Source organism: Aeromonas sp. TECH754 (assembly GCF_056279295.1).
In genome coordinates this window covers 3555625-3577070 of record NZ_JBWBRA010000001.1, presented here as the reverse complement: position 1 = coordinate 3577070, position 21446 = coordinate 3555625, and the positions used below count along the sequence as shown (strand labels likewise).

The 21446-nt window shown below is 62.6% G+C and carries 18 protein-coding genes; all 18 read left to right on the top strand.

The features are described 5' to 3' along the window. The first annotated feature begins 4 nt into the window (after positions 1-4). The 18 genes from ACZ9IL_RS16245 (at position 5) to ACZ9IL_RS16160 (ending at position 21416) form a co-directional block, all read left to right on the top strand. Entirely contained in the window at positions 5-895 is an 891-nt protein-coding gene (locus ACZ9IL_RS16245) for an ExeA family protein (RefSeq protein ID WP_476004426.1), read from the top strand. Continuing rightward, positions 892-2043, top strand: coding sequence for a tetratricopeptide repeat protein (locus tag ACZ9IL_RS16240; RefSeq protein WP_476004425.1), 1152 nt, complete (start codon positions 892-894; stop codon positions 2041-2043). The genes ACZ9IL_RS16245 and ACZ9IL_RS16240 overlap by 4 nt, the downstream gene beginning before the upstream one ends. Positions 2044-2074: 31 nt before the next feature. After that, complete coding sequence (gene mshE, locus ACZ9IL_RS16235; RefSeq protein WP_476004424.1) at positions 2075-3787, top strand: MSHA fimbrial ATPase MshE; 1713 nt, start codon at positions 2075-2077, stop codon at positions 3785-3787. Positions 3788-3790: 3 nt separating this feature from the next. Then, positions 3791-5011, top strand: coding sequence for a type II secretion system F family protein (locus ACZ9IL_RS16230; RefSeq protein WP_476004423.1), 1221 nt, complete (start codon positions 3791-3793; stop codon positions 5009-5011). 81 nt (positions 5012-5092) lie between these two features. Further along, positions 5093-5554 (top strand): hypothetical protein, encoded by a 462-nt coding sequence (locus tag ACZ9IL_RS16225; protein WP_476004422.1) that lies wholly within the window; start codon positions 5093-5095, stop codon positions 5552-5554. Positions 5555-5631: 77 nt separating this feature from the next. Next, complete coding sequence (locus tag ACZ9IL_RS16220) at positions 5632-6291, top strand: type II secretion system protein (RefSeq protein WP_476004421.1); 660 nt, start codon at positions 5632-5634, stop codon at positions 6289-6291. Positions 6292-6309: 18 nt separating this feature from the next. Further along, positions 6310-6744 (top strand): prepilin-type N-terminal cleavage/methylation domain-containing protein, encoded by a 435-nt coding sequence (locus tag ACZ9IL_RS16215; protein ID WP_476004420.1) that lies wholly within the window; start codon positions 6310-6312, stop codon positions 6742-6744. 53 nt (positions 6745-6797) lie between these two features. Then, positions 6798-7274, top strand: coding sequence for a pilus assembly FimT family protein (locus ACZ9IL_RS16210; RefSeq protein ID WP_476004419.1), 477 nt, complete (start codon positions 6798-6800; stop codon positions 7272-7274). Further along, entirely contained in the window at positions 7261-7878 is a 618-nt protein-coding gene (locus ACZ9IL_RS16205; protein WP_476004418.1) for a type IV pilus modification PilV family protein, read from the top strand. Before ACZ9IL_RS16210 ends, ACZ9IL_RS16205 begins: the two co-directional genes overlap by 14 nt. After that, positions 7878-8657, top strand: a complete 780-nt coding sequence (locus tag ACZ9IL_RS16200) for a PulJ/GspJ family protein (RefSeq protein ID WP_476004417.1) — start codon at positions 7878-7880, stop codon at positions 8655-8657. Before ACZ9IL_RS16205 ends, ACZ9IL_RS16200 begins: the two co-directional genes overlap by 1 nt. Continuing rightward, positions 8647-9114 carry an MSHA biogenesis protein MshP gene (locus ACZ9IL_RS16195; RefSeq protein ID WP_476004416.1) on the top strand — a complete coding sequence of 156 codons (468 nt, stop codon included), beginning with the start codon at positions 8647-8649 and terminating at the stop codon, positions 9112-9114. Before ACZ9IL_RS16200 ends, ACZ9IL_RS16195 begins: the two co-directional genes overlap by 11 nt. Continuing rightward, positions 9111-12530, top strand: a complete 3420-nt coding sequence (locus tag ACZ9IL_RS16190; protein WP_476004415.1) for a DUF6701 domain-containing protein — start codon at positions 9111-9113, stop codon at positions 12528-12530. The genes ACZ9IL_RS16195 and ACZ9IL_RS16190 overlap by 4 nt, the downstream gene beginning before the upstream one ends. Before the next feature lie 216 nt (positions 12531-12746). After that, positions 12747-13787: a rod shape-determining protein gene (locus ACZ9IL_RS16185; RefSeq protein WP_005308111.1), complete on the top strand. Its 1041-nt coding sequence runs from the start codon at positions 12747-12749 to the stop codon at positions 13785-13787. A 41-nt stretch (positions 13788-13828) separates the two neighbouring features. Then, entirely contained in the window at positions 13829-14770 is a 942-nt protein-coding gene (gene mreC / locus ACZ9IL_RS16180) for a rod shape-determining protein MreC (protein ID WP_476004414.1), read from the top strand. Then, complete coding sequence (gene mreD, locus ACZ9IL_RS16175) at positions 14770-15255, top strand: rod shape-determining protein MreD (protein ID WP_476004413.1); 486 nt, start codon at positions 14770-14772, stop codon at positions 15253-15255. Before mreC ends, mreD begins: the two co-directional genes overlap by 1 nt. Positions 15256-15306: 51 nt before the next feature. Continuing rightward, the gene (locus tag ACZ9IL_RS16170) at positions 15307-15894 is read left to right on the top strand and encodes a Maf family protein (RefSeq protein ID WP_476004412.1); all 588 of its coding nucleotides are present in this window, start codon (positions 15307-15309) and stop codon (positions 15892-15894) included. Between the two features lie 92 nt (positions 15895-15986). Beyond that, a complete protein-coding gene (gene rng / locus ACZ9IL_RS16165; RefSeq protein ID WP_476004411.1) occupies positions 15987-17456 on the top strand; it encodes a ribonuclease G in 1470 nt (489 codons plus the stop codon). Further along, on the top strand, positions 17457-21416 hold the full coding sequence (locus tag ACZ9IL_RS16160) for a YhdP family protein (protein WP_476004410.1): 3960 nt from the start codon (positions 17457-17459) through the stop codon (positions 21414-21416). Positions 21417-21446 lie beyond the last annotated feature (30 nt).

Genomic DNA, 21446 nt, shown 5'->3' with positions numbered 1-21446 from the left:
CCTCATGTACCTGAGTCACTTCGGACTGCAGGAGGCTCCCTTTGGTCTCACGCCGAACACCGGCTTCTACTACGGGCTGCCGCCCCATGAGGAGGCCCTGCAGGTGCTGAACTGGGCGCTGGCACAGGGGGAGGGCTTCATCAAGGTGACCGGCGAAGTCGGTACCGGCAAGACCCTGCTCTGCCGCAAGCTGCTGACCGAACTCGGCTCCGAGCAGAGGCCGGTGCGCCTCGCCTGGCTGCCCAATCCCCACCTCAGCCCCGCCGAGCTGCGCACCGCGCTTGCGCTCGATCTGGGCTTGTCGGTGCACGATGGCAGCGAGCTGGATCTGACGGATCGCATCCATCGCCACCTGATCGCCCTGCATCAACAGGGTCAGCGGGTGGTGGTACTGATCGACGAGGCGCAGGCCCTGCCGGACGAGACGCTGGAGGCGATCCGGCTGTTCGGCAACCTGGAGACGGAGTCGAGCAAGCTGCTGCAGATAGTGCTGTTCGGCCAGCCCGAGCTGGATGCGCGGCTGGCCAAGCCCCACTTGCGCCAGCTGCGTCAGCGCATCGGTTTCTCTTACTGTCTGCGTGCCCTGCGCTTTGACGAGGCCCGCGCCTATGTGGAGCATCGGCTGCACGTCTCCGGCTATCGCGGTGCCGCCCTGTTCGATGGCCGCGCCCTGCGTTTGCTGTGGCGAGCGTCGCGCGGGGTGCCGCGGCTCATCAACGTGCTGGCCCAGAAGTGCCTGATGCTGGCTTACGGCCGTGGTGAGCGCCGGATCGGCAGCCGGCTGGTGCGCCTCGCCATCCGCGACACCGACGATGCCAGTCATCCCTCTTTCATCCGCTGGTGGCCGCTGCTGTTGTTATTGGGTGGCGCCCTGGCCTACGGAGTCTGGTCATGAGCGTGATCAATCAGATGCTCAAGGATCTGGAGCAGCGTCAGGGCGGCGGCGAGGCCGCCGTCTATGTGGCGCCGGTACGCCGACAGGGTTGGTGGATGCTGGTGTTGACCCTGCTGTGCGGGCTGGCCATCGGCATCCTCGGCTGGCGTACCTGGATCTACTGGCAGCAGAGCCAGAGATTGCAGGTTCCCACTGCCATGGCCGAGGTTTCGCAGTCAACTAGCGCTGTCAGCCACACAAAAGCAGTCTCTTCAGCTGCCGAGGCTCATGCCGTCATGCCGTTGTCGGCGGCCTTGAGCCTGTCGACTCCGCCGGAGGCCGCGATCGCCGCGGCCACAACACCGGCTGAGACGAGGGAGCCCGAGGCTGTGGATGATCTGCCCGCCGCTGACGATGAGCCGCCGGCGCCTCAGATCGAGTCCGAGGACGAGGAGATGATGGCCGATGAGGTCATTCCGAGCGATGAAGAATTGCAGCCGGATCTGCAGGCCGAACTGGCCGCCGAGCAGGAGGCGATCGCCGCCGCCCCGCCCCGCAAGCCGGGGGTGCTGAAGATCGAGACTGTGGATCTCTCCGAGCCCGAGCTGGCGGCCCTGGCCGAGCGCAAGGCGACCACCGCCATGGCCAAGGGCCAGATGCGGGAGGCGCAGGACAACTACTACCAGGTGCTGGCTCATGATCCGCATCATCAGGGCGCCCGTGAACAGCTGGCGGGCCTGCTCTACGGCGAAGGCCGTCTGGCCGAGGCCGGCCAGGTGTTGGAAGAGGGGCTCAGACTGGCGCCACAACAGGCCGATTTTCGCCTGCTGCTGGCCCGAGTGGCCATCGGCGAGGGAGATCGTCAGAAGGCGCTCGGCTGGCTGACCGGCTATCAGCCCGAGCTGGCCAGCAACATGGATTATTACGCGACCTGGGCCGGGCTGACCCAGGAGCTGGGGCAGAATGCCCAGGCGGCGGAGCTCTATGTCAAACTGCTGCGTCAGCAACCGGATCAGGGCCGCTGGTGGCTCGGGCTCGGCGTGGCCGAGGATGGGCAGGGCCACAGCCAACGGGCGCTGGATGCCTATCGCAACGCCCAGTTGCACGGCAATCTTGGTGCGGCATCCAGCAGCTGGCTGGAACAGCGCATCGCCCAGCTTGCCCCCTGATGGGGAAACTGTTCACTTTTTTGGAGTTTGCATGGCACAACCCAGACTGAAAATGCGGCTCGGCGACTTGCTGGTACAAGAGCAGATCATCTCGGACGATCAGCTCCAGCTCGCCCTGCAACAGCAGCGCCAGACCGGCCGCAAGCTGGGGACCACCCTGATCGATCTCGGCTTCATCAGCGAGGTGCAGTTGCTGCAGTTCCTCGCCCGTCAGCTGGACGTGCCCTTCTTCGATCTCAACAACCTCACCATAGATGGCGCGGCCGTGGCACTGTTGCCCGAGGTGCAGGCCCGCCGCTATCGCGCGCTGGCGGTCCACCTCAGTGACGACAAGGTGACGGTGGCCATGTCGGATCCCGCCGACCTCAGCGCCCTCGATGCCATCGCCGCCCTGCTGCGTCCACGCGAGCTGGTGCTGGCGGTGGCGCGGGAAGGCCAGTTGCTGGAGTATTTCGACAGGCTCTATCGCCGCACCCGCGAGATCGAGAACTTCGCCGTGCAACTGCACGAGGAGCACCAGGACTCGGGGTTTGAGCTTGGGGCCAGCAATCTCAACGGCGGGGCCGACGAGGGGGAGGCGACGGTGGCCAAGCTGCTGCGCTCCCTGTTCGAGGACGCGGTGCAGGTCGGCGCCTCTGACATCCACATCGAGCCGGACGAGAAGGTGCTGCGCATTCGCCAGCGGATCGACGGCATCCTGCATGAGAACATCCTGAGCGAGGTGCGGATCGCCCAGGCGCTGGTGCTGCGCCTGAAACTGGTGGCCGGGCTCGACATCTCCGAGAAGCGGCTGCCCCAGGATGGCCGCTTCGCCATGAAGGTGCGCGGCCGCGACGTGGACGTGCGGATGTCGACCATGCCGGTGCAGTACGGGGAATCCGTGGTGATGCGGCTGCTGGATCAATCCTCCGGCATCCTGTCGCTGGCCGAAACCGGCATGCCGCCGGAGATCCTGACCCGTTTTCGCCGTCAGCTCAAACGCCCCCACGGCATGATCCTGGTGACCGGGCCCACCGGCAGCGGCAAGACCACCACCCTCTATGGGGCGCTGTCCGAGCTCAATCAGGCCAGCCACAAGATCATCACGGTGGAAGATCCGGTGGAGTACCGACTGCCGCGGGTCAACCAGGTGCAGGTCAACGCCAAGATAGGCCTCACCTTCTCCCAGGTACTGCGCTCCACCCTGCGTCAGGATCCGGACATCCTGCTGGTGGGGGAGATGCGGGACAACGAGACGGTGGAGATCGGCCTGCGCGGTGCCATCACCGGTCACCTGGTGCTGACCACCCTGCACACCAACGATGCGGTGACCAGCGCTCTGCGTCTCATCGACATGGGGGCCCCCGGCTATCTGGTGGCGAGCGCGCTGCGGGCCGTGGTGGCCCAGCGCCTGGTGCGCCGGGTGTGCGAACACTGCGTCGAGGAGAAGGCGCCCGATGCGGGCCAGGCGACCTGGCTCGGGGTGCTCAGTGGCGAGGTACCCGGCCAGCATGCCTATCACAAGGGGCGCGGCTGTCAGAGCTGCAACTTCACCGGTTATTCCGGTCGGATCGGGGTCTACGAGCTGCTGGAGCTGGATCAAGCCATGATGGATGCCCTGCGTCGCAACGATGCCGAAGGCTTCGCCAGGGCGGCGCGGGAGCATGAGCACTACCGGCCCCTGGCCCTGACCGCACTCGATTACGCCCGTCAGGGCATCACCTCAGTGGATGAGGTGCTCAGGCTGGCCGAGGATCTGGGTTAAGTCATGGGATCATTTGCGTACAAGGGCCGTGACAGTCAGGGCAATGCCGTCAACGGTGTGGTGGAGGCCGTCAGCGAGATGGCCGCCGCCGAGCAGCTGATGCGGCGCGGCGTGATGCCGACCGAGCTCAAGGCGGGCAAGGCCAAGTCTGCCAGCATCGACTGGTCCCTGCTGCTGGAGGGGGGCGTCAAGCTCGAGGAGCTGGTGGTGTTCAGTCGCCAGATGTATGCCCTGACCCGGGCCGGCATCCCGATCTTGCGCGCCATCGCCGGGCTGGAGGAGAGCGCCCACAGCAAGCCGCTCAAGCGGGCGCTGCATGCGCTGGGAGAGGATCTCGGCAATGGCCGCCCGCTGTCGAGCTCGATGCAGGCCCACCCCAAGGTGTTCGGCAGCCTGTTCGTCGCCATCATCCATGTCGGCGAGAACACCGGTCAGCTGGAGGAGGCCTTCCTCCAGCTCGCCAATTATTTCGATCTGGAGCTGGAGACTCGCAAGCGGATCAAGACCGCCATGCGCTATCCCAGCTTCGTGATGGTCGCCATCGGCATCGCCATGGTGATCCTCAACATCATGGTGATCCCGGTCTTCGCCAACATGTTTGCCAAGTTCGGGGTCGAGTTGCCGCTGGCGACCCGGATCCTGCTCGCCACCTCCCATTTCTTCGTCAACTACTGGTGGCTGCTGCTGGTCATCATGGTGGGGTCCGTGGTTGGCTGGCGGCGCTGGGTCGCCACGGCCAAGGGCAAGCTGACCTGGCACAGATGGCAGCTCAGGCTGCCCATCGTCGGCACCATCATAGAGCGCTCCCTGCTGGCGCGCTTCGCCCGCAGCTTCTCCATGATGCTCAAGGCCGGGGTGCCGCTCAACACGGCGCTGACCCTGGTGGCGGATGCGGTGGACAACGCCTATATGGCGGGGCAGATCCGCGACATGCGGGCGGGCATAGAGCGGGGCGAGAGCCTGCTACGTACCGCCGGGGCCAGCGGCCTGTTCACCCCGCTGGTGATGCAGATGATCGCGGTGGGTGAGGAGACGGGGCAGGTGGACGAGCTGCTGCACGAGGCGGCCGAGTATTACGAGCGGGAGGTGGATTACGACCTCAAGAGCCTCACCGCCCGCATCGAACCCATCCTCATCGGCATAGTGGCTGTCATGGTGCTGGTGCTGGCGCTCGGTATCTTTACACCCATGTGGGACATGATGCGGGCGGTGCGTGGCAAGTAACGAATTGCTGGTGGCATCTTTACTCCCTTGGTGGTGGGACAAGATGCCGGCCGGACGTAGCAAACCAGATACGGGAGCGGCATGAGCAGACAGTCGGAGCAGGATGAGCGCTGGCTGGGGGGGTATCGGCGGGCCGTGGCCGCGATCTTGCTGTTGGTCATCGTCTCCAGTTTGGCCCTGAGCTATCGCAACCACAGGGAGCAGGCGCTGGCGGTCAGCCTGAGCCTGCTTGGCGAGCAGTTTGCCGAACGGGTGCAGCGCCTGCATGGATTGTGGCTCGAGCAGCGCAGACCCGGGCTGGTGCATGCGCAAGGGGTCGCCTGGCAGTTTGATGAACGCGGCTGGCCGTTGGCGGTGCTGCCGCAGCAGTCTCCTTCCGACAACTGTCGCCGGTTGTGGCTGACCTTGCTCGGCCAGGAGGCCCAGTCGATGCCGGCTTTGCAAGTGCTGGCCAGTCGGGATGGCGGGGGATGCGAATTTGGCTGGGAAGCTAACTGGCTGATCTATCGATTCACTGATGGCAGTGTGTTGAACAAATCTTGAACAACATCGTTCTAGCGGCTTGGCGACATGATTTTTTTCTGTCCACATGAAATAATGTGGACCATTACGGAGGCAGCATGGCAGCAAAGAGAGTGAGGTGCGATCGCAGAGCCGGTCAGATGGCGGGTTTTTCTCTGATCGAGCTGGTGATCGTCATCGTGATCCTGGGGATCCTGGCGGTGACCGCCTTGCCCCGTTTTCTCGATGTGACCGACGAGGCGAAGAAGGCCAGTGTGGAAGGGGTCTCCGGTGGTTTCGCCACCGCCGTCTCGCTGGTGCGGGCCCAGTGGGAAGCCGAGGGACGTGCCAAGCAGGACAACCTCAACACCGTGCTCTACGATGGTTCACGCTTCTATCTGACCACGCCGACCGAGAGCCAGGTCAACAATGGCGAGCTCTCGCCAGGCTACCCCATGGATACGGCGGCGAGCGGTGGTATCGACGTAGATCCGTCCAACCTGACGGCTCCGCGCTGTCTCAATATTTGGGAGGGCTTGCTGCAGAATCCTCCCAAGGCGACTGCGAACTTTGACGAGGTGCGCAGTAGCGGCAATGACCTGAAGTTCTATGCCACGGTGAGCAACAACGGACTGGATTCGGTCTGCCGTTACTATCTGGTCAACAGCTTGAACAAGGGCAGTGATGGGCGGTATCAGGACCCGCAAGGGAGCACCGATGCCTATATGAGTTTCAGTTACCGGCCGGCCTCCGGTCAGGTGACGACCAATATCAATTAATAAACAGAGGAAAATGTAATGAAAAAGCAGGCGGGTTTTACCCTGATCGAACTGGTTATCGTAATCATCATCCTGGGTATTCTGGCGGTCACCGCCGCACCCAAGTTCCTGAATCTGCAGGATGATGCCAATAAGGCTGCGGCTCAGGGTGTAGCAGCTGCCGTGCAAAGTGGCGCCCAGCTGGTCTACAGCCGTTCGGCGATCGATGGTACTGAGAAGCTGGACTCTTCTTCCGTTGCCGTAGGCACCAGTTCCGCTACGACTACTTATGGCTACCCGACGGCGGATAAAGCAGGGATTGGTCAGGTAGTTACCATGGATGGCGGCTGGGCAGTGAGTGACACCGGTGTGTTCACTTCCGACCAAGCCAATAGCTGTGAAGTAATCTATAACGCACCAGCGGCAGAAGGCGAGAGTTTCTCTGTCGCGCTGAGCGGTGCCAACTGCTCGTAACAGGTTGTGAGGCGAGGCGTTTGCCTCGCCTTTTTTTATTCGGAATCAATAGAATGCAAAAGGGTTTTACCCTAATTGAACTGGTTATCGTGATCCTGTTGCTCGGGATTCTGGCCGCCTTTGCCGTGCCCAAGTGGCTGGGCAAAGGCGGCTTTGAAACCCATACCCTGCGCGATGAACTGGTGGCCCGTCTACGACTGGTGCAGAGCATGAACATGCAGGAGGGGACGAGCCGGTGTACCCAGCTGGTGCTCGAGGCGAAGCGCTTCGGCCACCTGACCCAGCTTGGTAGCTGCGCCGGCAGCCCCATCTCGACCTGGAGCCAGGATGAGCTGGTCCGGGGGCGGGTGGTGAATGCCTCCGGCAGTCTCTCTATCTCCCCCCAGGGAGCCTTCTCCTTCGATAAACGTAGCGGTCGCCCCCTGGCGCCCGCGGCCTGTCTCAGCGGCTGCGAGCTGGTGGTGAGCGACGGTCAGGAGAGCACCCGTCTGCGTATCGAGTCCGAAGGCTATATTCATGCGCTCCCTTGACCCCTCCCGTGGCTTCACCCTGATCGAGTTTATCGTCGGCATAGTGCTGCTGGCGGTGGCGCTGACCGGCATCCTGGGCTTGCTTGTCAATCAGGCGCCCCAGGCGGTGGATCCGGTGCAACAGGTGCGGGCCGCGCAACTGGCCCAGCGCATCCTCGACGAGGCGCTGCAAAAGTCCTTCGATGAACACTCGGATCACAACGGCGGGCGTTTTCGCTGTGGCGAGACCGCCGGTACTCCAGCGGTGACTTATCCAGCCTGTACGGGTACGGCCAGCTATGGCCCGGAGAGTGGTGAGACCCGCCCCTATCAGTTCAACGACGTGGACGACTATCAGACCAGCACCATCTGCGCCAGGGGACTGGCTAGCTGTGATGGCGACTGGGTGCCTGCCAACTACTTCAGTGCCCAGAGCGGGCAGGGACTCGACGAGGCGGAATACCGGCAGTTCGGGGTCAAGATCCGGGTGAGCGGAGCCGACTTGACCAAGGATCCGCTGCCAGCTTGCAGCGGTACCTGCTCCACCGGCAAGCGCATCGAGCTGTGGGTGCGACTGCCGGATCGCAGCGAGCTGGCCTTCGCCCTCTATCGGGGGAACTACTGATGGGGTCACGGCTGCAGGCGCGGGGCTTTACCCTGATCGAGCTGGTGATGGTGATCCTGCTGCTCGGGGTCATGGCGACCTTTTCCAGCCAATTTATCGGCATCGGTACCCAGATCTACGGGGATGCTAGCCGTCGCGAGCAGTTGATGAGCGATGCCCGCTTCGCCATGGAGCGGCTCAACCGAGAGCTGCGCGATGCGGTGCCCGGCTCGGTGCGAGTGGAGGATGTCGGGGGGGCTCTGGTCGATCGGGGTACTTGCCTGCGGTTCTGGCCCATCGCGACAGCCAGCCGTTATCTGGGCTCTGCGCTCAGCAGCGGACTCAACATAGTTACACCATCCGTGCTCCCCAAGAAAGATGACGACCTTGCCATCGTCTATCCCCTCGCGAGCACCGGCTTCCTGAATCAGGGCTGCCTGCAGGGAGGTTGTACCGCCCACGTCACCGGCGTGGGCAGCGACGTATCGGGAGCGCTGCCCTTGACCCTCAGCAACGGTTTCGCCAAGGACTCCCCGGGTCGGCGCATCTATTTTGCCAACCGGCAGGTGCGCTACTGCGTGCAGGGCGCCGTGCTGACCCGGGCAAGCGCCGCTATCGGGACCGATATCACCGCGAGCCCGACTGCCCTGATGGCCGAGCATATCCGCCCGGCGGCCTATTACTTCTACCGGGATCCCGCTGCCTTCAGCCCGAGCGAGGTCGGACTGCGGCTGGTGTTCGAGCAGCGCGGCGAGAGCGTCAGCTTCAACCACAAGCTGGAGGTGCTCAATGTTCCCTAGTGCCCCTCGCGTTACCCTGGCTTCCCAGCGGGGCAGCGCCATCATGATCGCGCTCTTTGTCATCGTCATCATGGCTCTGCTGGCGGCGGCCATGGGCCGCTTCCTGCTGGACAGTGGCGAGAAGAATACGGCCGAGGTGCGTGGCGTTCGGGCCCTGATGGCGGCCCAGAGCGGGCTGGAGATCGCTCTCTATCGGCTCTATCCCAACAACAGCTGGACTGCCCTGCAGTGCGCCGCGTCGACCACGACTCCGTTTGCGCTGCCCGGGCTGGTCAATTGCCAGGTCATCGTCAGATGCACCGAGGTCAAAGTGAGTGCGGCTGGCACCACCCGGACAGGTTATCGTTTCAACAGCGAGGGGCGCTGCGGCGATCCGGGCGTGAACAATGGCCCGAATCCAGACTTTGCCGTCAGCCGCACCCTGGTGGCGGAAGCCTTTGATGGAGCACTCCCATGAAGCAGTTGTTTCGTGCCTGTTGTGTCCTGCTCTTGTTGGGGGCCCAATCGACTTGGGCTACCTTGAACTGCAACAGCATCTTCCCAGGGCCGATACAGAGCTTCACCAATGCTGGCACACTCTATATGCAGACCGGTGCCAGGGTGGAGAATTACAACAGCCTTGATGTCTGTTTCAGACAGGTACGCGGCTATGAATATGAAATGAGCAACCAGGCGTGTGGCAGCGGCAAGTGCCAGATCACGGGGGTTGCCAGTCAGATTGGTACCAGACCGACCATGATGACGAGCACAGATCCGAGTAACTATACGGTGGCATCCTGGACCAACCCCAACGTGATGCTAGGTACAACGGCGGGTTATGGGCGTCGTGTCGATGCTGGTCGTTGGGATATAGGTTCGGTGGAGGTCAACGGGGGAAATCTCACAGTCTCCGAGCAGTATTCCACTTATGTGTTCAAGGGGATCCGGTTTTTCAATAATGGGAGCATGACGCTCAAGGCCGGCAAGACCTACATCATCGATGGAGACATCGATCTCAGCATGGGACGTATCACGCTCGTGGGAAGTGGTACCACCAAATTTTACGTTAATGGCAATCTGACGATTCAAAACGGCTCCCAGTTCACGGGGAGCAGTGCGCTGGATGTCTACGTCACCAAAGACCTGGCGGTGAGAAGCTCGGCCAAGATACAAGGCAGCTACTATGTCGAGGGCAAAGCAACCCTGCAGGAGAATGCCGAGCTCAGAGGGCGGCTCAGTGCGAGTAATATCGACATGTTGGGCAGTAGCAAGGTCATCTACGACGGTGGAGCCCTGACGTCCACCTGCAAAGACATCTTTACCGATCCCCCCTCGGAAGGCGTCAGCATGACGCCGCCGCCCGGGGTATTGGTGCCCCCCCTCGGGGATCTGGTATGCAGCAAGCAGGGGAATGGCACCAGCTGTACCGGCCACAGCGGCAACAGCTTCGTGCCAGGGGATCACGACTTCAACAACGGCAGCATCAGCAACAAGGCCGAGATCATTGCCACTGGCGTGACGGCGCGGCTCTACTTCAACAATCTCGACTTGAACAACGCCGAACTCAATCCCAACAGTAGCCACCCGGAGAATCTCTTTATCTATGTGAAGGGGGATCTCAAGATAGCCGGGCAGAACCAGATCAATGCTGTCGTCTATGTGGCGGGCAACGTCAAGATGACCGGCAACGCCACTATCGACGGGGCACTGGCGGCGGGTGGAAACATAGAAAACAAGGGGAACGGTAACTTCGAATTTTCCCAAGATGCCGTCGACAAGGTCGATCTCGGTGGTATCACCTGTAGTGGAGGCTCGGGGGGGAGCCAACTCGATCACTTCGAGCTGACCCATTCCGGTCAGGCGCTCACCTGCAATCCGGAGACGGTGGTTATCAAGGCCTGCGCCAACGCGGATTGTTCCCAGCTCGTCACCGAGCAGGTCAGCGCTACCTTAAGCCTCACTCCCAGTTCCGGTAGCAATGGCTGGGTCGGCGGCAATCAGGTGGCCTTCAGCGGGGGCTCGACCTCGGTCCAGCTGCGTAATAATACGGCCAGTGCCGTGACCATCGGGGTCTCAAGTTCGACTCCTGGCTTCCTCCACGGAACCCTGTGCCAGGCCGGCAGCGGGGCACTGAGCGCCGCCGCCTGTACTCTCAACTTTGCCGACAGCGGCTTCCTGTTCGATGTGCCGGATACCCTGGCCAACAAGCCTCAGGATGTGGTGATCAGCGCAGTCAAGAAAGACACTGCGACCCAGCAGTGTATCCCCGGCTTTATCGGTGCGCGATCGGTCGGCTTTTGGGGAACTTATACCAGCCCGAATACCAATATCTTCAACAGCAAGATAGCGATAGATGGCAACGCTATCCCGACTTATGCCGCCAGTGTTACTTCCCCGGCAGCAACGACCATCAATTTGACCTTCGATAGCCAGGGCAAGGCAACGCTGAAAAAAGTCAGCTACCCGGATGCGGGCCAGATGCGGCTCAATGCCCGCCACGATGGCAGCGGCGACACGGCGGGTCTGGTGATGACGGGCTCGGATCTTTTCGTCAGCCGCCCGGTCGGGCTCTGCATCACGCCAACTCAGGGGGCCTGCGCGGCAGGGAACATCAGCTGTCCGGTGTTCAAGAAGACGGGCGATGACTTCCAGCTGACTGTCGGCGCCGTGGCCTGGCAGGTCGATAACGACACCGATCTTTGCAGCGGCAATCTGGCGACCCCGAACTTTGCGCTGACCAATATCGCGCTCGGCAGCCAGCTGGTGGCGCCCAAGCCCGGGGTCGAGGCGGTGGTCAGCAAGCTGAGTTATGACCATGCCATCGCGGCCAGCAACAACCTCAATACCGTCACCCAGTCGCTCAACGAGGTCGGGGTGTTCCAGATGACGGCGACACCGCCGACCTCAGGCTACTTCGGTTCCACCATTCCCGCTGCCACCAGTGTGCCGGTGGGGCGCTTCGTGCCCTGGGACTACAGCTTGAGCAGTGGTTTTATCACCCCGGCCTGCACGCCGTTCAGCTACATGGGGCAACCCTTTGCCAGCGGCTTTGCCATCACGGCCCGTAACGCACAACAGGGCACTACCCTGAATTACAAAGGTGCGTTTGCCAAAGGCAGCGCCAGTTTGGTGGCGGAAAATGGAGACGATGGGGTGGATCGCTCTGCCCGTATCGGTCTGGCTCCGGGTTTGAGCTGGGTGGATGGGGTTGCCAGCGTCAATCAACAGGCGATCCCGTTGGCCAATACCCGCTTCGATCGCGGTGCCAGCGTCGAGGATCCGCTGCCGTCGCTCGATTTTGGGGTCAAGATGGCTGACAACGACGGCGGCTATACGCTGTTGGCTGGCGTAAACATGAAGGCTGATAGCGTCGGTTCCTGTGGGAGCAACTGCAACGCCGTCAAAATTGGGAGCCAGCAACTGCGTTACGGCCGGCTGCTGGCCAGCACCCGTCAGGGAGTCGACAGCGCCCCGCTGGCGCTGCCCCTGCAGGTGCAATATTTCGAAGGGGGCCAGTGGCGAGTCAATCAGCAGGATCTCTGTACCCAGATCTCCCTGGCGGGTGGCGGTATCCAGTTTACCGATCCCGACCAGCATTACGACGCCGGGACGGGAGATCTGACGCTGAAGGATGGCACCCGGATCCGTCTTGGTCTCGGTCAGGTTGCCCCTGGTGGCAGCCAGGTCCGTGTGAGTGCCGGCGAGACCGGGTTCCACTTTGCTGCGCCCAATCAGACGGTGCGCATTCCCTACCGGATCCTGCTGGACAAGCAGCCGCTGCAACCATCGACTCCACTATGGCTCTCTGACCCCAATAGCCTGCTGGGAGAGGCCATCTTCGGCCAAGAGAGGGGTAACGATCGGATTATTTATCGCCGTGAGGTGATGCCCTGAAATTGATCTGCGAAGGGGGAGAGGGGCAGTTTGCCATTGGCTTGCGTCTTATCTCCTTGTTTCGTAGTGTTTGTCGGCCTGTGCGGGTGAGTGATGACTCGCATTTTTGTCGCGCCTGATTGATTGGCGACAGTTTGAGCGCTTGCCCATTGGGGTGGGCATTGGTAAAGTTAGCCGGTTTTCCGCACCTCCAAATTCTTAGGATTTCCCGTAGCCATGTTCAAAAAGCTCAGAGGCGTCTTTTCCAACGATCTGTCGATCGACTTGGGAACTGCCAACACCCTGATCTACGTAAAAGATCAAGGGATCGTCCTTAACGAACCCTCAGTTGTCGCCATTCGCCAAGAGCGCGGGAACGCCAAATCGGTCGCTGCTGTCGGTCATGCCGCCAAGCAGATGCTGGGTCGTACCCCAGGCAACATCTCCGCCATCCGTCCGATGAAAGACGGCGTCATCGCCGATTTCTACGTGACCGAGAAGATGCTGCAGCACTTCATCAAGCAGGTTCACGACAACAACTATTTCCGCCCCAGCCCCCGTGTGCTGGTGTGCGTGCCGTGCGGCTCCACTCAGGTTGAGCGCCGTGCCATCAAGGAATCCGCACTGGGCGCCGGCGCCCGTGAGGTCTACCTGATCGATGAACCCATGGCTGCCGCCATCGGTGCCGGCTTGCCGGTCTCCGAAGCGACTGGCTCCATGGTGGTCGATATCGGTGGTGGTACCACCGAAGTGGCCATCATCTCCCTGAACGGCGTGGTCTACTCCCAGTCCGTGCGGATCGGTGGCGACAAGTTTGACGAAGCCATCATCAGCTACGTCCGTCGCAACTACGGCAGCCTGATCGGGGAAGCCACCGCCGAACGCATCAAGCACGAGATCGGCTCCGCCTATCCGGGCGAAGAGGTGCGCGAGATCGAAGTCCGTGGCCGTAACCTGGCCGAGGGCGTGCCGCGCAGCTTCACCCTGAACTCCAACGAGATCCTGGAAGCGCTGCAAGAGCCGCTGTCCGGTATCGTCTCCGCGGTCATGGTGGCGCTGGAACAGTCACCGCCCGAGCTGGCTTCCGACATCTCCGAGCGTGGTATGGTGCTGACCGGTGGTGGCGCCCTGCTGAAAGATATCGACCGTCTGCTGATGGAAGAGACCGGCATCCCGGTCGTCGTGGCTGAGGATCCACTCACCTGTGTAGCCCGCGGTGGCGGCAAGGCGCTGGAGCTGATCGATATGCACGGTGGCGATCTGTTCCACTACGAATAAGACCCAAAGCCGGCCGAGCGCCGGCTCTTTTTTGACGACTCATGAAACCCATCTTTGGTAGAGGCCCTTCGCTTCAGTTACGGTTGTTTCTCGCCGTCATCATCTCTGTCGCTGCCATCGTCGCGGATTCTCGCTTCGGTGTGTTCACCCATGTCCGCGTCTATCTGAGCTCGCTGGTCAGTCCGCTGCAATATATCGCCAATGCGCCGGGAACCCTGCTCGATACCATGTCGACCCAGGTACAGACCCGATCCAGCCTCATCGAGCAGACCAAGCAGCAAGAACAACAGCTGCTGACCCTGCGATCTCGCCTGCTCAAGCTGGAACAGCTGGAGCACGAGAACCAGCGTCTGCGCGAGCTGCTGGGTTCCCCGGTGCACAAAGAGTCCCGCAAGATGGTGGCCGAGCTGCTGTCGGTGGATTCCGACCCCTTCAGCCATCAGGTGCTGATCAACAAGGGGGCGCTGGACGGTGTCTACAACGGCCAGCCGGTGATCAACGATCAGGGGGTGGTCGGTCAGGTGCTGCACGTGGGATCCACCACCAGCCGTGTTCTGCTCATCACCGATTCCAGCCACGGTATCCCGGTGCGGGTGCTGCGCAACGATCTGCGCGCCATCGCCTCGGGCAGTGGCGAGCTGGACAAGCTGGATCTGCGCAACCTGCCGCGCAACACCGACGTCCAGGTCGGCGATCTGCTGGTGACCTCCGGCCTCGGCGGCCGCTTCCCGGAAGGTTATCCGGTGGCGACGGTGACCCGATCCGATTATGTGGAGGGCAAGCCCTTCGCCCAGGTCGAGGCCAAGCCGCTGGTGGCGCTGGATAGATTGCGCTACCTGCTGCTGCTCTGGACCGACAAGAAACCGGATGTGAACGACAAGGATGCCCTGGCGCCCGCGGCGACAGCACCCGCAGCGCCGGCCACCTCGGCGGCGACAGCGCCTGCTGCAGCTGCTACCTCGGCGGCGGGGGCGACACGCTGATGCTGCAACCCGCCAGTGGCAGGATCTGGATCTGGCTCTCGATCTTGCTGGCACTCTGCCTCTCGATCCTGCCGCTTCCGTTTCAATTCGAACCCTTCCGGCCGGACTGGCTCGCCATGGTGCTGATCTACTGGGCGCTGGCACTGCCGCACCGTACCAACGTCGGCACCGCCTGGGTGGCGGGCCTGCTGCTGGATGTGCTGCTCGGCAGCACGCTTGGGGTGCGGGCCATGGCCATGGCCATCACCACCTATCTGGCGGCCTTCCAGTTCCAGAAGATCCGCAACTTCTCCCTCTGGCAGCAGGCGCTGATCATCGGCCTGCTCTCCCTGGTGGGCAAGATCACCGTGTTTTGGGCCGAGCACCTGTTCAGCCGCGCCAGCCTCAATTTCGCCTATTTTTGGTCGACGCTGACAACGATGTTAATATGGCCATGGATTTTTATGGTCTTGCGCAAGGTGCGCCGTCGCTTCAATATCAAGTGAATATGAGTAAAAACAACGCATTGTCACTGTAACTCATCTCATTAAGTGAATATGAACAAGCACAACGAACCGCAACTGTATCTCGCCTCGGGCTCGCCCCGTCGGCACGAATTGCTGACCCGGCTGGGCTACCGCTTCGAGGTGCTCAGGCTGGATGTGCCCGAGCAGCGCAGCGAGGGCGAGAAGCCCCAGGATTATGTCTGCCGGCTCGCCCGCGACAAGGCGATGGCCGGCCTGGCCGCAGCGCCGACGGCATTGCCGGTGCTGGGCGCCGACACCATAGTGGTGCTGGGGGACCGGGTGCTGGAAAAGCCCTCCGATCTGCTCGATGCGAAAGACATGCTGGAGGCGCTCTCCGGCCGCGTGCATCAGGTGATGACAGCGGTGGCGCTGGCCACCCCGGAGCGTTGCGACGTGCGGCTGGTCACCACCAACGTGGCATTCCGCAAGCTGGATGAGGCCGAGATCGAGGCCTACTGGCGCACCGGCGAGCCCTGCGACAAGGCGGGCAGCTACGCCATTCAGGGCATCGCCGGCAAGTTTGTCAGCCGGCTCGAGGGGAGTTACAGCGCCGTGGTCGGCCTGCCCCTGCTGGAGACGGATCTGCTGATCCGCCAGCAACTCGAGCAGAGTCGATAATCCGTCCCAGCGGTCCCCTGCTGCGTTACTACTTGCGTGCGTCGTCGTGCCATTGGCAGTCAGAATTCAAAACTAGAAAGGCAAGGTAACTTATGTCAGTCGAACTGCTGGTGAACGTCACCCCCTCAGAGACCCGGGTCGCCCTGGTCGAGAACGGTCTGCTGCAGGAAGTGCACGTGGAGCGTCAGGCCAAGCGCGGCATCGTGGGCAACATCTACAAGGGCAAGATCAGCCGGGTGCTGCCCGGCATGCAGGCCGCCTTCGTCGACATCGGCATGGACAAGGCCGCCTTCCTGCACGCCTCCGACATAGTGCCGCACACCGAGTGCGTGGCGATCAAGGAGAAGGAACAGTTCCAGGCTGGCAACATCGCCGAGCTGGTACGCCAGGGGCAGGACATCATGGTGCAGGTGGTGAAAGATCCTCTTGGCACCAAGGGTGCCCGCCTCACCACCGACATCACCCTGCCCTCCCGTTATCTGGTGTTTATGCCGGGCAGTGCCCACGTCGGTGTCTCCCAGCGTATCGAGTCCGAGGCGGAGCGCGAGCGCCTCAAGCGCACCGTGGCCAGCTACGTGGATGATCTCGGTGGCTATATCATCCGTACCGCCGCCGAAGGGGTGGGCGAGCAGGAGCTGGAGCAGGACGCCGCCTTCCTGAAGCGGCTGTGGCGCAAGATCCTGGAGCGCAAGCAGAAGTACCCGCCCTGCAAGATCCTGTACGAGGATCCCAGCCTGGCATTCCGGGTGGTGCGCGACTTCGTTGGCGCCGAGCTCGACAAGATCCGGGTCGACTCGCGGCAGAGCTTCGATCAGCTCAAGCGTTTCACCGAGGAGTATGTGCCTGAGCTTGCGAACAAGCTGGAGTACTACCTCGGCGACTCCCCCATCTTCGATCTCTACGACGTGGAGAACGAGATCCAGCGCGCCCTGGAGCGCAAGGTGGAGCTGAAATCCGGCGGCTACCTCATCATCGACCAGACCGAAGCCATGACCACGGTGGACATCAACACCGGCGCCTTCGTTGGCCACCGCAATCTGGAAGAGACCATCTTCAACACCAATGTCGAGGCGACTGCCGCCATCGCCCGCCACCTGCGCCTGCGCAACCTCGGCGGCATCATCATCCTCGACTTCATCGACATGCAGTCCGAGGATCACCGTCGCCGGGTGCTGCACAGCCTGGAGCTGGCGCTGGCCAAGGACAGAGCCAAGACCAACGTCAACGGCTTCTCCCAGCTCGGTCTGGTGGAGATGACCCGCAAGCGTACCCGTGAGAGCCTGGAACACGTGCTCTGCTCCGAGTGCCCCGAGTGCAAGGGGCGCGGTCGGGTCAAGACGGTGGAGTCGGTCTGCTTCGAGATCCTGCGGGAGATCATCCGCGTCAACCGCGCCTACGATGCGGATCAGTTCACCGTCTATGCGGCGCCGTCCGTTGCCGATTACCTGCGGGGCGAGGAGTCCCACAGTCTGGCCGAGCTGGAAGTCTTCATCGGCAAGCAGGTCAGGGTGGTGACCGAGCCGCTCTGTGGGCAGGAACAATTTGATGTGGTGATGATGTAATTGGTCTACCGCTGGCTGAGTCGGGGCTGGTTAGCCCTCGGGGTCTTCTTTGTGCTGCTGGCCATCATGGTCAGTCTGGTGCGCCTCGGCGGCCCCTTGCTCAACCAGCACCGGCAGGCGCTGATCGCCACCCTGCTCGGCGACAGCCAGCTGGAGGTCAGCGTCGAGCGCGTCGGGTTGGACTGGACCCGGCGCGGCCCGGCCCTCGAGCTGGAAGGACTCGCCATCGCCCCTGACTCGGGGCGTTTCTCTCTGCGCCTCGGCAAGGTGTGGGCCCATCTCGATTTCTGGCGTTCCCTCAATGAGTGGAAACCGGTGTTTGGCCAGTTGCTGCTCAGCGACGGCGACATCGCGCTGGATCTGGCCCAGCCGGCGGAACCGGCGAGCGAGAAGAACCCGAACCAGCAGCAAGCCTTGCTGCGTTTCCTGCTGACCCAGCTCTCCACCTTCGACATTCACGACACTCGCCTCAGCCTCACCACGCCTCTGGGCGAGGTGCGCGCCCTCAACATCGCCCAGCTGCGCTGGCAAAACCGCGGCAAGCGTCACCAGGGGGTGGGCAAGGCCTATCTCATCAACGGGGTGGGCGAGAGCACCATCGATCTCATCCTGGATGTGGATGCGCCAGAAGCCCGGCTTGATCGCTTGCGGGGCCAGCTCTATCTGGGGGCCAGCGAGCTCGACATCAGCCCCATGCTGACCAGGATCCACGCCGGCGAACCCAAGGTGACGGGCCAGCTCGACTTCCAGCTGTGGAGCGAGTTTGCCGACGGCCAACTGGGCAACTCGCTGCTGGCGTTTGGCAACAACCACCTGATCTGGCAGGACGAGGTCAAGCAGGCTCCGCGCCACGGCAAGACTGCTGCCGGCAAGGTGAGTGTGTCCGAGCCGCAGAAGGAGAAAGGCCCCTATCACAGGCTTGACCTGCGTGGCGGCAAGATCCAGCTGCGCCGTGAAGGGGAGGGCTGGCAATTCGCCAGTCACGACGTCATCTTCAAGCTCGATGGGGCGACCTGGCTGCACAGCCGTCTGCAACTCGAGCGAATAGGCGATCGCATCCAGGGTTACGTGCCTGCCATCGATCTCAGCCAGATCGCCAGCCTGAGCCAGCTGGTCTCCGGCCTTTACCCCGAGTTGACCGAGACCCTCAAACGCACCCAGCCCGAGGGCAAGTTGCAGGATCTGGTATTGCAAGCCGATGGCAACTGGCAGGGACTCTCCCTCAACGGCCAGTTGGTCGGGTTTGGCACCACCGCCTGGCGGGATGTGCCCGGTCTGCAAAATATGAACGGCGAGTTCTGGCTGACCCCGGCGGGCGGCAGCGCCCGGCTGAGCCTTGGCAAGGGCAAGGTGGATCCGGCCCGTCACTTCAAGGAGCCGATCCCGGTCGACAGCCTGGGGGCGCGACTGGATTGGTGGCGTGAACCCGAGGGCTGGGTGCTCTATGGCCAGGACATCCTGCTGGATAACCCGGATCTGCACCTCGCCAGTCGCTTCCGGCTCGATCTGTTCGAGCATCCCTTCCTCGCCCTGACCGGTCGCATCGACGTCAAGAACGCCGGCCATGCCTATCGCTATTATCCGCTGGCGGTGATGAGTGACGGCCTGGTGGATTACCTGAGCGGCGCCATCAAGGGGGGTCAGGCCAAGGGGGCGGACTTGCTCTGGTATGGCGAGTTTAGGGACTTCCCCTACGACAACGGCAAGGGAGTCTTCCAGGTTGGTGTGCCGCTCGAGCAGGCGACCTTCCAGTTCTTCCCGGGTTGGCAACCCCTTACCGACCTGCAGATCGATCTGTTGTTCCAGAACGCCGGCCTGTTTATGCACAGCGACTTCGCCCGGCTCGGCAAGGCTCAGTCCGACTACATCGACGCCGACATCCCGACCTACGGCGGCGCCCGGCTCTATATCGATGCCAAGGTGGCGGGCGAGGGCAAGGCCATCAGCGACTACCTGCAGGACTCGCCGCTCGGCGGCTCGGTGGGGCAGGCGCTGCGGGAGATCGAGATCCGCGGACCCATGAAGGGGTCGGTCAAGCTGGATATCCCTCTCGATGGCAAGAGCGAGGTCAAGGCCAGTGGTGATGCCCTGTTCCACAACAACAAGGTCAGGATCGCGACCCTGGACATGCCGCTGGAGAGCGTTGCCGGCCGGCTCGAATATGACAACGAACACACGCGCTTCAGCAACCTCAAGGCCAGCCTGTGGAACCAGCCGCTCACCCTGGATTATCAGGGCAAGCAGTTGCCAAATAGCTATCAGGTCGATCTCAAGTTCAAGGGGCTCTGGGACAGCAGCCGCCAGCGCCAGGATATTCCCGCCCTCGAGATGCTCAAGGGGCGTGGCAGCTGGACCGGCACCCTGGGGCTGACCCTGCCGGAGAGCAGTCCCTTCAGCTTCCAGCTGGCACTGGACTCCAGCCTGCAGGGGATGGGGCTGGACTTGCCAAACCCGTTGGCCAAGGCCGCCGGCAGCACGCTGCCCCTCAAGGTGACGGTGCGCGGCCGTGACGGCAGCGCCGATATTCGCGGCGTGCTGGGTGCCGACGTGGATATGCAGAGTCGGCTGGTCTATGGCGAGGGCGCTCCTTACCTGAGCCGGGTGCGGGTCGACATAGGTCAACCGGGCGCCAGGGTGCTGCAAGACAAGCCCATGCTGCTCGCCATCAACCAGCAGCAGGCGGACGTGGCTGGCTGGCTGGCGCGGCTCAAGCGCTGGCTGCCAGATCAGGCGCTGGTCGGTAATGCGGTGGTCGGTCCCGCCTTCCTGCCACAGGAGTGGTGGGTGGATGGTCAGCTGGCCCGGGCCGACATCGGCAGTGCCAACCTCAAGGCGGTGCACTTCACCGTGGGGCCGGTCAATCAGGCCACCGAGGTGATGATCGACAGCCCGGACGTGATGGGAGTGGTGCGCATCCCCGTCACCGGCAAGCAACCCATCGATGCCAAGTTCGCCCGCATCCATTGGTCCGGCAAGGGTTCGGATCTCAGCCCGGAACCAAATGATCGTCAGGATCAGGCCATCATGGATACCATTCCCTGGCTCACCTTCAGCTGTGTGGATTGCCGCTTCGGCACCCTGCCGCTCGGTGAGTTGAAAGGGGAGCTGGTGCCCGGCAGCAACCGGCTCGATCTCAAGGGGCTTGAGATCGGGCTCGCGGGCAGCAAGTTGAGCGGCAATGCACAATGGTTGGCGCAATCGGGCCAGATGCAGACCAGGCTCCGGGCCAAGATCGACACCCAGAATAGCGAGCTGTTACTCAAACGGCTCGGATTTACCTCCCCCATCGGTGATGCGCCGGGCAAGCTGGCACTGGATCTGAACTGGCGTGACGTGCCCTACAGGCCCAATCTGCCGACCCTGGCGGGCAACGCCGATCTCAAGCTGGAGGGCGGCACCCTGCGGGAGGTCAACGACAAGGGTGCGCGACTGCTCTCCCTGCTCAGCCTGGATTCTCTGCTGCGCAAGCTGCGCCTCGATTTTCGTGACGTGTTCGACAAGGGCTTCTATTTCGAGTCGATGTCTGCCTCGGCCAAGGTCAAGCAGGGCCAGGTGGATAATCAGGATTTTTATATGAAGGGCGCGGCGGGCAACCTGCGCGGCGAAGGCATCGCCGATCTGGTGCGCTGGCGGCTCGATTACGAGTTGAGCTTCTCCCCGAACCTCGGCGGCACCCTGCCGGTGGTGGCGGCATTCTCGCTGACCCCGATCACCGGGCTCTATGTGCTGGCCCTTTCCAAGCTGCTGGAGCCGGTGGTGGACGTGGTGACCCGCATCGATTTCCGGGTCTCCGGCCCGCTCGACGATCCAAAACTGATCGAGGCTGGTCGCGACAGGGCCCGCATCAAGCTCAACCAGCAGCAGAAACAGGCGGTCGATGCGGTGGCGCCCAAGTTGCCTGCCGAGGAGGTCAGCCCCTTCCTGCTCAATCCCAAACACCAGGGAAGTGGTCAGCGCTGAACTAGCGGCCCGGCATCATCACAAGGAGTG